General features: G+C 69.5%; 8 protein-coding genes. 4 read left to right on the top strand and 4 right to left on the bottom strand.

Annotation, left to right across the window (positions count from 1 at the left end; translation table 11 throughout):
- Positions 1–3 precede the first annotated feature (3 nt).
- Both AQJ54_RS27235 and AQJ54_RS27230 read right to left on the bottom strand, forming a co-directional pair.
- The gene (locus AQJ54_RS27235) at positions 4–804 is read right to left on the bottom strand and encodes an MIP/aquaporin family protein (RefSeq protein ID WP_062028571.1); all 801 of its coding nucleotides are present in this window, start codon (positions 802–804) and stop codon (positions 4–6) included.
- A 341-nt stretch (positions 805–1145) separates the two neighbouring features.
- The gene (locus tag AQJ54_RS27230; protein ID WP_062241680.1) at positions 1146–1919 is read right to left on the bottom strand and encodes an IclR family transcriptional regulator; all 774 of its coding nucleotides are present in this window, start codon (positions 1917–1919) and stop codon (positions 1146–1148) included.
- A 307-nt stretch (positions 1920–2226) separates the two neighbouring features.
- Between AQJ54_RS27230 and metH the strand changes: the two genes are divergently transcribed.
- The 4 genes from metH (at position 2227) to AQJ54_RS27210 (ending at position 10279) form a co-directional block, all read left to right on the top strand.
- On the top strand, positions 2227–5748 hold the full coding sequence (gene metH, locus AQJ54_RS27225; protein ID WP_062241678.1) for a methionine synthase: 3522 nt from the start codon (positions 2227–2229) through the stop codon (positions 5746–5748).
- Positions 5749–5873: 125 nt separating this feature from the next.
- The gene (locus AQJ54_RS27220) at positions 5874–6572 is read left to right on the top strand and encodes an HAD family hydrolase (RefSeq protein WP_062241676.1); all 699 of its coding nucleotides are present in this window, start codon (positions 5874–5876) and stop codon (positions 6570–6572) included.
- Between the two features lie 445 nt (positions 6573–7017).
- Entirely contained in the window at positions 7018–8622 is a 1605-nt protein-coding gene (locus tag AQJ54_RS27215; protein WP_062028563.1) for an ABC transporter substrate-binding protein, read from the top strand.
- A gap of 76 nt (positions 8623–8698) precedes the next feature.
- On the top strand, positions 8699–10279 hold the full coding sequence (locus tag AQJ54_RS27210) for an ABC transporter substrate-binding protein (RefSeq protein ID WP_062241674.1): 1581 nt from the start codon (positions 8699–8701) through the stop codon (positions 10277–10279).
- Positions 10280–10387: 108 nt separating this feature from the next.
- Here the strand turns inward: AQJ54_RS27210 and AQJ54_RS27205 are convergent, their stop codons facing one another.
- Together AQJ54_RS27205 and AQJ54_RS27200 are read right to left on the bottom strand one after the other, a co-directional pair.
- Positions 10388–11059, bottom strand: a complete 672-nt coding sequence (locus tag AQJ54_RS27205; RefSeq protein WP_020141342.1) for a response regulator — start codon at positions 11057–11059, stop codon at positions 10388–10390.
- Positions 11060–11073: 14 nt separating this feature from the next.
- A complete protein-coding gene (locus tag AQJ54_RS27200) occupies positions 11074–11994 on the bottom strand; it encodes a RecB family exonuclease (RefSeq protein ID WP_062241672.1) in 921 nt (306 codons plus the stop codon).
- Between the last annotated feature and the right edge of the window lie 251 nt (positions 11995–12245).

Raw genomic sequence — 12245 nt, 5'->3', positions numbered from 1 at the left:
GCTTTAAGCGAAAGCGACGTTGTAGATGCCTGCGGCGATCGCACCGCCGACCAGCGGGCCGACGATCGGAACCCAGGCGTAGCCCCAGTCGGAGCCGCCCTTGTTGGGCAGGGGCAGGAGGGCGTGCACGATACGCGGACCGAGGTCACGGGCCGGGTTGATGGCGTACCCGGTCGGACCACCGAGGGACAGACCGATGGAGACCACGACGAACGCGGTGATCAGGGCGCCCAGGGTGCCCAGGCCCTTGCCGTCGCCGTTGAGGCCCTGGGTGAGGACGGCGAGCACCAGCACGATGGTGCCGATGACCTCGGTGGCGACGTTCTGCCAGGCGACCCGCACCTCGGGTCCGGTGGAGAAGACGCCCAGGACCGGGCCGGCGCCCTTCTCCTGCGCCTCGACGGCCTTGGCGGCGGTGGCCTGCGCGCCCGGAGCACCGACGATCTCCTTGTCGGTGAGGTGCGCGTGGAACTGGCCGTAGTAGGCGATCCAGACCAGGGCCGCACCGATCATGGCGCCGAGCAGCTGCCCGCCCCAGTAGATCGGGACGTCACTCCAGGAGATGCCGTCCTTCTTGAGCGCGAGCGCCAGCGTGACGGCCGGGTTGAGGTGGGCGCCGGAGAGCGGCGCCGAGGTGTACACGGCCGTCAGAACGGCGAAACCCCACCCGAAGGTGATGGCGAGCCAGCCGGCGTTGCGGGCCTTGGAGGCCTTCAGCGTCACGGCGGCGCACACGCCTCCGCCGAGCAGGATGAGTATGGCGGTACCGATGGTCTCGCCGATGAAGATGTCGGAGCTGGACACCCGCGACTCCTTTGTCCTTCGTCCAGGGGACCGAACCCCGGGTCCCTCCGGTGGTTCGAGCTGCCCTCGGGGGTGAGAGCGATGCCGGCCCTTGGCTTGTCACACTCTAGCGCGTATTGCCGGTAGGTGTTCGACAATGCCGACCGATGGACGGGAGTCTTTCTCCGGCGTTACGTGCACGTCAAGAGTTTGGGTGTCGAAAACACGATCGTTATGGATACCTGTGCGTCAACGATCTTGTTCAGGCGATTTGTGGCGTTGTGTCAGGTTACGACTGAGGGCCGGTCGTCACCTGACGTACCGGCCCCTCCCGGTCCTCGGAACCGGTTCCCCCGCAGAACTCAGAAGCGCCCGGCGCCCAGGTCCCGCGACACCGCACGGGCGCAGTCCCGCACCGCCGCGATCAGCTCCGGACGCAGCGCGCCCGCTTCGTCGGACCGGCACAGCCGCTCCACCGCCCCGGTGATGCCGACCGCGCCGACCGGCATGCGCCGCCGGTCGTGGATGGGCGCGGCGACGGAGGCCACGCCCTCCCAGGTCTCCTCGACGTCCGCCGCGTACCCACGCGCGCGCGTGAGGTCGAGGATCTGCTCGAAGGCGTCCAGCTCGCACACGGTCCGGTCGGTGAACGCCTTGCGGTCGCTCTCCAGCGCCTCGCTGTGCGCCACCGGGTCGTACGCCGACAGCACCTTGCCCAGTGCCGTGCAGTGCAGCGGCTGCATGGCGCCGATCTCCAGCACCTGCCGGCTGTCGTCGGGCCGGAAGACGTGGTGCACGATCAGCACGCCCTGCTGGTGCAGCACGCCCAGGTGGACGCTCTCGCCGCTGGAGCGGGCCAGGTCGTCCGTCCACACCAGCGCACGCGCGCGCAGTTCGTGGACGTCCAGATAGGTGGTGCCTAGGCGCAGCAGCTCGGCACCCAGCTGGTACCGCCCCGAGGCGTCGTCCTGCTCCACGAACCCCTCCGCCTGGAGGGTGCGCAGGATGCCGTGCGCGGTGCCCTTGGCCAGGTCCAGGGACGAGGCGATGTCCGACAGGCCGAGTCTCCGCTCGCCGCCCGCGAGGAGCCGCAGCATCGCGGCCGCCCGTTCGAGCGACTGGATGTTCCGTGCCATCGCCGTGCTGCCTCCGTCCCCTTCGACTGCCGATTGTTACGGCGTCGCTGCCGCTGTTCGGCAATGCCGAACACTACCGGTCCATGCCGACCTCCCGCTAATGGTCGGTCGACATCTGTTGCGTCACCGGTCGGCATCTGTTGCATCACTGGTCTCCCACCGGTGACCTGCCCGCCATCCTCGTCCGTCCCGTGGACGCACCGACCATCCGCACCCGGACCCGGCTACCCTGGCGTGGTGCGCCCGGAGCGGGACCTCTCGCGGGCGCCGTGAAGCCGACAGCCGTCGCAACTGAGGGAGCCCCTTCATGGCCTCGTCGCCACTGACCCCTTCCGCCGACAGCCGGACCCGTGTGTCCGCGCTCCGCGAGGCGCTCGCCACCAGAGTGGTGGTCGCCGACGGAGCGATGGGCACCATGTTGCAGGCCCAGGACCCCACCCTGGAGGACTTCGAGAACCTCGAGGGCTGCAACGAGATCCTGAACGTCACCCGGCCCGACATCGTCCGTTCGGTCCATGACGCCTACTTCGAGGTGGGCGTCGACTGCGTGGAGACCAACACCTTCGGCTCCAACCACACGGCCGCCTCCGAGTACGACATCGCCGACCGTGTGCACGAACTGTCCGAGGCCGGTGCCCGGATCGCCCGCGAGGCGGCCGACGAGCACACCGCCCGCGACGGCCGGCAGCGCTGGGTCCTGGGCTCCGTCGGCCCCGGCACCAAGCTGCCCACCCTGGGCCACATCGACTACGCCACCATCCGCGACGGCTACCAGGCCAACGTGGAGGGCCTCCTCGCCGGCGGCGCCGACGCCCTGATCGTGGAGACCACCCAGGACCTCCTCCAGACCAAGGCCTCCGTGCTCGGCGCCCGCCGCGCCCTGGAGGCGACCGGCGCCGACGTGCCGCTGGTGGTCTCGATGGCGTTCGAGACCACGGGCACCATGCTGCTCGGCTCGGAGATCGGCGCCGCGCTGACCGCGCTGGAGCCGCTCGGCATCGACATGATCGGCCTGAACTGCTCGACCGGCCCCGCCGAGATGAGCGAGCACCTGCGCTACCTCGCCCGGCACTCCCGCATCCCGCTGCTGTGCATGCCGAACGCCGGCCTGCCGATCCTCACCAAGGACGGCGCGCACTTCCCGCTCGACCCCGAGGGCCTGGCCGACGCCCAGGAGAACTTCGTCCGCGACTACGGCCTCTCCCTGATCGGCGGCTGCTGCGGCACCACCCCCGAGCACCTGCGCCAGGTCGTCGAGCGCGTCCGCGACCTCACGCCCTCCGAGCGCACCCCGCAGCCCGAGCCCGGCGCCGCCTCCCTCTACCAGACGGTCCCCTTCCGCCAGGACACCTCCTACCTGGCGATCGGCGAGCGCACCAACGCCAACGGCTCCAAGAAGTTCCGCGAGGCCATGCTGGAGGCCCGCTGGGACGACTGTGTGGAGATGGCCCGCGAGCAGATCCGCGAGGGCGCCCACATGCTGGACCTCTGCGTGGACTACGTCGGCCGGGACGGCGTCGCCGACATGCAGGAACTGGCCGGCCGCTTCGCCACCGCCTCCACCCTGCCGATCGTCCTGGACTCCACCGAGGTCCCCGTCATCCAGGCCGGCCTGGAGAAGCTCGGCGGCCGCGCGGTCATCAACTCCGTCAACTACGAGGACGGCGACGGCCCCGAGTCCCGCTTCGCCAAGGTCACCAAGCTCGCCCGGGAGCACGGCGCCGCCCTGATCGCGCTGACCATCGACGAGGAGGGCCAGGCCCGCACCCCGGAGACCAAGGTCGCCATCGCCGAACGGCTGATCGAGGACCTGACGACGAACTGGGGCATCCACGAGTCGGACATCCTCATCGACACCCTGACCTTCACCATCTGCACCGGTCAGGAGGAGTCCCGCAAGGACGGCATCGCCACCATCGAGGCGATCCGCGAACTCAAGCGCCGCCACCCCGACGTCCAGACCACCCTCGGCCTGTCCAACATCTCCTTCGGCCTCAACCCGGCCGCCCGCATCCTGCTCAACTCCGTCTTCCTCGACGAGTGCGTCAAGGCGGGCCTGGACTCGGCGATCGTCCACGCGTCGAAGATCCTCCCCATCGCCCGCTTCAGCGAGGAGGAGGTCCGGACCGCCCTCGACCTCATCTACGACCGTCGCGCCGAGGGCTACGACCCGCTCCAGAAGCTGATGGCCCTGTTCGAGGGCGCCACCGCCAAGTCCCTCAAGGCCGGCAAGGCCGAGGAACTGGCCGCGCTCCCGCTGGAGGAGCGCCTCAAGCGCCGCATCATCGACGGCGAGAAGAACGGCCTGGAGGCCGACCTCGACGAGGCCCTCCAGACCCGCCCCGCCCTCGACATCGTCAACGACACCCTCCTGGACGGCATGAAGGTCGTCGGCGAGCTCTTCGGCTCCGGCCAGATGCAGCTGCCGTTCGTCCTCCAGTCCGCCGAGGTCATGAAGACCGCCGTCGCCTACCTCGAACCGCACATGGAGAAGGTCGAGGGCGAGGAGGCCGGCAAGGGCACCATCGTGCTCGCCACCGTCCGCGGCGACGTCCACGACATCGGCAAGAACCTCGTCGACATCATCCTGTCCAACAACGGCTACAACGTGGTCAACCTCGGCATCAAGCAGCCGGTCTCCGCGATCCTGGACGCCGCCGAGGAACACCGCGCCGACGTCATCGGCATGTCGGGGCTCCTGGTCAAATCCACGGTGATCATGAAGGAGAACCTGGAGGAGCTCAACCAGCGCGGACTCGCCGCCGACTTCCCCGTCATCCTCGGCGGAGCGGCGCTCACGAGGGCGTACGTCGAGCAGGACCTCCACGAGATCTACGAGGGCGAGGTCCGCTACGCCCGCGACGCGTTCGAGGGCCTGCGCCTCATGGACGCCCTCATCGGCGTCAAGCGCGGCGTGCCCGGCGCCAAGCTGCCCGAGCTCAAGCAGCGGCGCGTGCGCTCCGGCGCCGTGGCCGTGCAGGAGGAGCGGCCCGAGGAGGGGCACGTCCGCTCCGACGTGGCCACCGACAACCCGGTGCCCACACCGCCGTTCTGGGACACCCGGGTCATCAAGGGCATCCAGCTCAAGGAGTACGCCTCCTGGCTCGACGAAGGCGCCCTGTTCAAGGGCCAGTGGGGGCTCAAGCAGGCCCGCACCGGCGAGGGACCGACCTACGAGGAGCTCGTCGAGACCGAGGGCAGGCCCCGGCTGCGCGGCCTCCTCGACCGGCTCCAGACCGAGAACCTCCTCGAGGCCGCCGTCGTCTACGGCTACTTCCCGTGCGTGTCCAAGGACGACGACCTGATCATCCTGGACGAGCAGGGCAACGAACGCACCCGCTTCACCTTCCCGCGCCAGCGCCGCGGCCGCCGGCTGTGCCTCGCCGACTTCTTCCGTCCCGAGGAGTCGGGGGAGACCGACGTGGTGGGCCTCCAGGTCGTCACCGTCGGCTCCCGGATCGGCGAGCAGACCGCCAAGCTGTTCGAGGCCAACGCCTACCGCGACTACCTCGAACTGCACGGACTGTCCGTCCAGCTCGCCGAGGCCCTCGCCGAGTACTGGCACGCGCGCGTGCGCTCCGAACTCGGCTTCTCCGGCGAGGACCCGGCCGACGTCGAGGACATGTTCGCCCTGAAGTACCGCGGTGCCCGCTTCTCGCTGGGCTACGGCGCCTGCCCCGACCTGGAGGACCGCGCCAAGATCGCCGACCTGCTCCGGCCCGAGCGCATCGGCGTCCACCTCAGCGAGGAGTTCCAGCTCCACCCCGAGCAGTCCACCGACGCGATCGTCATCCACCACCCGGAGGCGAAGTACTTCAACGCCCGCTGAAGCCCGCCGGGTCGCAGAAGCGCTCACCGAGCACACTGATCGGATAAGTCGTACACTGGTCGGTCCACCGCAGGCCGGTTCCCTTCGTGGGAACCGGCCTGCTCGTCCCTCAAGGAGGTACGTGGATGACCAGCACGGTCCCCGCACCCATGACCCGTACGGCCGACGGCTCCGCCCTCCAGGCCGTCCTCCTCGACATGGACGGCACCCTGGTGGACACCGAGGGCTTCTGGTGGGACGTCGAGGTGGAGGTCTTCGCCCGCCTCGGCCACACCCTCGACGACTCCTGGCGCCATGTCGTGGTCGGCGGCCCCATGACCCGCAGCGCGGGCTTCCTCATCGAGGCCACCGGCGCCGACATCACCCTCCCCGAACTCACCGTCCTGCTCAACGAGGGCTTCGAGGAGCGCATCGGCCGCGCCCTGCCCCTGATGCCGGGCGCCATGCGGCTGCTCGCCGAACTCTCCGCCCACCGGATCCCCACGGCCCTGGTCTCCGCCTCGCACCGGCGCATCATCGACCGCGTCCTCGCCTCCCTCGGCCCCCGGCACTTCGCGCTCACGGTCGCCGGCGACGAGGTGCCGCGCACCAAGCCCCACCCCGACCCGTATCTGTTCGCCGCCGCCGGACTGGGCGCGGATCCGGCCAGATGCGCGGTCGTCGAGGACACCGCGACCGGAGTGGCCGCGGCCGAGGCGGCCGGCTGCCAGGTCGTGGCCGTACCCTCCGTCGCCCCCATCCCGCCCGCCCCCGGCCGCACCGTCGTCGGCTCCCTCGAAGAGGTCGACCTGACGTTTCTGCGCGGCTTGATCAGCTTTCGATGATCCATCGATGACGGAAATGCCTCCGCTGTTCACCCAGCGTGCAACGCGGATAGCGCGGTAATTCCCCAGATCCCCGTCGCCGGAATTCGAACCACGCCGGATGGCCGAATTCCGGTCGGCTGCCGCCCCGTTACGGGTGTGAGGTTCCCCACTCGACGGAGGCTCGACAGCCGGGCCGCGCTGTGCCGGACGCGTCGCTTCCGCAGGCCCGGCCGTGCCCATGTGTCCCGATTCATGGAACCCTGCACTAATCCTTCCCCTGTCGGGTTTTCGGTGCGTCCACGCCCGGTTCCGCTGTGTGATGGCACTTCAACTCCGGTACCCGCGAACCCTCCTTCAGGTGCGGACTAATCTCCTGCTGAGAACATCGCCCCACCCCCGTGATCCGCCGCACCACCCATGCATGCCGGTTACACGGACCCAAGAGCTCTGGAGAAACTCGAGCATGAACCGCAAGACTTTGGTGCTGCCGGCCGTCATCGGTCTGCTCGCGCCGGTGCTCGCCGCCTGCGGCGGGACCGACGCCGGCAGCGGCTCGAGCGACGCGATCGGCGTCGGCACCACGGACCGGTTCACCGCCACGAAGGACGCCCCGGCGCCGCTCGACCCGGCCTACGCGTACGACGTCGGCACCTGGAACGTCCTGCGCCAGACCGTGCAGACCCTGATGATCCAGCCCAAGGGCGACGGCGAACCCGTGCCCGAGGCAGCCCAGTCCTGCGGCTTCAGCGACAGCGGCAACGAGCGCTACGTCTGCACCCTGCGCGACGGCCTGAAGTTCGCCAACGGCCACGCCATCACCGCGGCCGACGTGAAGTACTCCATCGACCGGGCCCGTGCCATCAAGGCCGACTCCGGCGTCTTCGCGCTGCTCTCCACGATCGACACCGTCGAGACCAAGGGCGAGCGGGAGGTCATCTTCCACCTCAAGACCGCGGACGCCACCTTCCCGTACAAGCTCTCGACCCCGGTCGCCGGCATCGTCGACCCCGAGGACTACCCGAAGGACAAGCTCCGCGACGGCTTCGACGTCGACGGCTCCGGCCCCTACACCATGAAGGCCGACGTCAAGAACGACGAGCTGGTCGACGCCGTGTTCACCAAGAACCCCAACTACAAGGGTTCGTTGACCGTGAACAACGACAAGGTCGAGCTGCGCTCCTACGCGGACGCCGACAAGATGGGCGAGGCCCTCGAGAAGGGCGACATCGACCTCATCACCCGCACCATGTCGCCCGCGCAGATCAACAAGCTCTCCAACGAATCCGGCGGCGACGTCGACCTCGTCGAGATGGCCGGCCTGGAGATCCGCTACCTGGCCTTCAACACCAACGCGCCGACCGTGAAGTCCCGCGCCGTACGCCAGGCCATGGCCCAGCTGATCAACCGCAGTGAACTCGTCTCCAAGGTCTACGGCACCCAGGCCGAGCCGCTCTTCTCGCTGGTCCCGGCCTCCATCACCGGCCACTCCAACTCGTTCTTCAACAAGTACGGCGACCCCAGCGTCACCAAGGCCAAGTCCCTCATGGCCCAGGCCGGCGTCAGCACCCCGGTGAAGCTGACCCTGCACTACACGACCGACCACTACGGTCCGGCCACCAAGGAGGAGTTCGAGGACCTCCAGAAGCAGCTCAACGACAGCGGGCTCTTCGACGTCAGCATCCAGGGCACCCCCTGGGACACCTTCCGCCCGGCCGAGCAGAAGGGCAAGTACGACGTCTACGGCATGGGCTGGTTCCCGGACTTCCCCGACGCCGACAACTACCTCGCGCCCTTCCTCGACAAGGACAACTTCCTCGGCTCGCCGTACGACAACAGCAAGATCCGCAACACCCTGATTCCGGACTCCCGCCGCGAGGCCGACCGCATCGCCGCAGCCGGAAGCCTGACCGAGATCCAGGACATCGTCGCCAACGACGTCCCCGTGCTGCCGCTGTGGCAGGGCAACCAGTACGTCGCCGCGCGCGACGACGTCACGGGCACCGCCTACGCGCTCAACTCCTCGTCGACGCTGCAGCTGTGGGAACTCGGCAAGGGCGTGAGCGGCTGACCGGCCGTCACCCCTTAGCCCCGGGCCGCGGGACCGGCCCGGGATCCCAACAGAATCGACGACAAGGCACTCGCACGTGAACAAGCGCTTCCAGTGGCCGGTCCTGCCGATCGTGGCGGGGCTGGCCTCCGGCCTGTTGACCGGCTGCGGTACGGACTCGGGTGACTCCGGTTCCGGCGGCTCCTCGGTGGTCATGGGCATGTCCGACGACGTCCTCGCCACCGACCCGGCCTCCGGCTACGACCCCGGCTCCTGGCTGTTGTTCAACAACGTCTTCCAGTCGCTGCTCAGCTTCCCCAAGGGCGGCACCGAACCGGAGCCGGACGCCGCCCAGAAGTGCGAGTTCACCGACACCAGGACCCAGGTGTTCACGTGCACGCTCAAGGACGGCCTCAAGTTCAGCAACGGTGACGCTCTCACCTCGAAGGACGTCAAGTTCTCCTTCGATCGCACGCTGAAGATCAACGACGACGCCGGTCCGGCGATCATGTTCCCGATGCTCGAGAAGGTCGAGACCCCGGACGCCAAGACCGTCGTCTTCAAGCTCAACACCCCGGACGCCACCTTCCCCAGCAAGATCGCCTCCGGCGCCGGCTCGATCGTCGACCACACCCAGTACGACGCCGACGGCCTGCGCAAGGACGGCAAGGCGGTCGGCTCCGGCCCGTACAAGCTCGACTCGTTCGACGACGACCAGGCCGTCTTCTCCGTCAACGAGAACTACAAGGGCACCGCCGAGACCCACAACTCCGGCGTCACCCTGAAGTTCTTCCACGGCGACCAGGCCGCCCTGAAGACCGCGCTGACCGACAAGAAGGTCGACCTCGCCTACCGCGGTCTGACCGCCGGCGACATCACCGACATCGAGAACGCCTCACCCGACTCCGGGGTCGAGGTCGTCGAGGGCACCAGCGCCGAGGTCCAGCACCTCGTCTTCAACATGAAGGACCCGGTCGCCGGCAAGGTCGGCGTCCGCAAGGCGATCGCCTACCTCCTCGACCGCGAAGCCCTCATCCACGACGTCTACCAGGGCACCGCCACCCCGCTCTACTCGATCATCCCGGCCGGTATCGCGGGCCACAACACGGCCTTCTTCGACACCTACGGCGCCGAGCCCTCCCGGGCCAAGGCCGCCACCGCCCTCGCCGACGACAACGTCACCGGCAAGGTCAAGCTGACCCTGTGGTCCACGCCGTCCCGCTACGGCCCGGCCACCGACCAGGAACTCCGCACCATCGCCAAGCAGCTCAACGCCAGCGGGCTGTTCGCCGCCGACGTGAAGTCCGTGCCCTTCGGCCAGTACGAGAAGGACATCGCCGCCGGGAAGTACGGCGTGTACGTCAAGGGCTGGGTCCCCGACTACCCGGACGCCGACAACTTCACCGCGCCCTTCTTCGGCAAGGGCAACGTGCTGAACAACAACTACAGCAACAGCAAGATCACCGGCACGCTCATCCCCGAGACCGCCGCCCAGCCGGACCGCTCCGCCACGGACGACCACTTCGGCACCCTCCAGGACATCGTCGCCGACGACGTCCCCGTCCTGCCGGTCTGGCAGGCCAAGCAGTACGCCGTCGTCCGCGACGACGTCTACGGCCTGGAGTACTGCCTCGACGCCTCGACCGTCTTCCGCTTCTGGGAGCTCAGCAAGGGCTGAACCGGCCGCCGGCTGAACCGGCCCCGCGGACACGAAGAGGGCGCCCCCGGTCAGGGAGGGGGCGCCCTCTTCGCCGTACGGTGCCGTGCTCGGAGTACGACTGCCGGACTACTGCGCGCCGGGGCGCACCAGCCCGCTCTCGTACGCGTACACCGCGGCCTGCACCCGGTCCCGCAGCCCCAGCTTCGTCAGGACATGACCCACATGCGTCTTCACGGTGGTCTCGCTGACGAACAGGTCCGCGGCGATCTCCGCGTTGGACAGCCCGCGCGCCACCAGCTTCAGCACCTCGACCTCGCGGTCCGTGAGCGTGTGCAGCGTGTCCGGCACCGGCTCGTCACCGGAGGGCAGATGCGTGGCGTACTTGTCGAGCAGCCGGCGCGTGATGCTCGGCGCCAGCATCGCCTCGCCAGCGGCCACCACCCGGATCGCCTGCACGAGCTCATTGGCCGGAGCGTCCTTCAGCAGGAACCCGCTGGCCCCCGCCCGCAACGCCTCCACCACGTACTCGTCGAGGTCGAACGTGGTCAGCACCAGCACCTTCGCCGGACCGTCCCGGCCGGGGCCGGTGATCTGCCGGGTCGCCTCCACACCGTCCATCCGCGGCATACGGATGTCCATCAGGACCACATCGGGCTGGAGCGCCCGCACCTGGTCCAGAGCCTGAAGGCCGTCTCCGGCCTCGCCCACGACCGCGATGTCCTGCTCCGCCTCCAGAATCATCCGGAAGCCGGTTCGCAGCAGCGGCTGGTCGTCGACCAGTAGGACGCGGATGGCCACGTAAGTCTCCTTCGCTAGTCCGGCCCCATTCTGCCCTGCGCATCCGCCGCCGACCCGGCCGCCCTCACCGGCAGCGGATACGGCGGGGGAGTACCGCCGAACTCCGGGCAGTGCTCCTGGTGGTCGCACCAGCCGCACAGCTTGGTCGGACGGGGCCGCCAGTCGCCCGTCTCCGTGGCCTGCCGGATCGCCTCCCACAGCGCCAGCAGCTTGCGCTCGACCCGCTCCAGGTCGGCGAGGACGGGGTCGTACGTCAGGACGTCACCGCTGCCGAGGTACACCAGCTGGAGCCGGCGCGGGATCACGTTTTTCAGCCGCCACACCACCAGGGCGTAGAACTTCATCTGGAACAGCGCGCCCTCGGCGTACTCCGGCCGGGGCGCCTTGCCCGTCTTGTAGTCGACGATCCGCACCTCGCCGGTCGGCGCCACGTCCACCCGGTCGATGATGCCGCGCAGCGTCAGCCCCGACTCCAGCCGCGTCTCGACGAACAGCTCGCGCTCGGCGGGCTCGAGCCGGGTGGGGTCCTCCAGCGTGAACCAGCGCTCCACGAGCCGCTCCGCCTCACCGAGCCAGCGCGCGAGCCGCTCGCCCTCCGGATCGTCGGCGAACAGCTCGACCACCTCGGGGCGGCTCTCCCGCAGCCGGTCCCACTGCCCCGGGATCAACGACTTGGCCGCGGGCGCGGTCCGCTCACCCGCCGGCGCGTCGAACAGCCGCTCCAGCACCGCGTGCACGAGGGTGCCCCGCGTGGCCGCCTCGCTCGGCTTCTCGGGCAGCCGGTCGATCACCCGGAACCGGTACAGCAACGGACACTGCATGAAGTCACCGGCACGCGAGGGGGAGAGGGAGGCGGGCGCGGCGGGGAGTGCCCTGGAAGGTGCCTCGCCCGGGACGGGACCGGAGGCGACCGACTCGACGCCGACGGGGACCACCGGTTCCGCAACGCCGCCGGGGACGAGCGGGAGCCCCTCCTGCGGCGCTGCTCCGGGAGCGGGCAGGGGTGCCGAGGGGGCGGGAGGGGGCAGGGGAGCCGAGGGTGCGGGGGAGGCCTGCGACGTCCCCGAGGCAGCCGTGTCCCGTTCCGCCCCTCCCGGATCGGCCGCCTCCACCCCCTGGCTCGCGCCGCGGTCGGCCGCGTCGGGGGCCTCGACTGCTGCGGGGTCGGCCGCGAGCGCGTCGGCCA

The sequence above is a fragment of the Streptomyces griseorubiginosus genome, assembly GCF_001514195.1.
GTDB lineage: Bacteria > Actinomycetota > Actinomycetes > Streptomycetales > Streptomycetaceae > Streptomyces > Streptomyces griseorubiginosus.
The sequence above is the reverse complement of the archived record's forward strand: the minus strand, read 5'-3'. Positions and strand labels throughout refer to the sequence as shown.

Bases quoted from the DNA above. Each gene is read 5' to 3' on its own strand.
- AQJ54_RS27230 (WP_062241680.1), bottom strand. From the start codon at position 1,919: ATGGCACGGAACATCCAGTCGCTCGAACGGGCGGCCGCGATGCTGCGG.
- metH (WP_062241678.1), top strand. From the start codon at position 2,227: ATGGCCTCGTCGCCACTGACCCCTTCCGCCGACAGCCGGACCCGTGTG.
- AQJ54_RS27220 (WP_062241676.1), top strand. From the start codon at position 5,874: ATGACCAGCACGGTCCCCGCACCCATGACCCGTACGGCCGACGGCTCC.
- AQJ54_RS27215 (WP_062028563.1), top strand. From the start codon at position 7,018: ATGAACCGCAAGACTTTGGTGCTGCCGGCCGTCATCGGTCTGCTCGCG.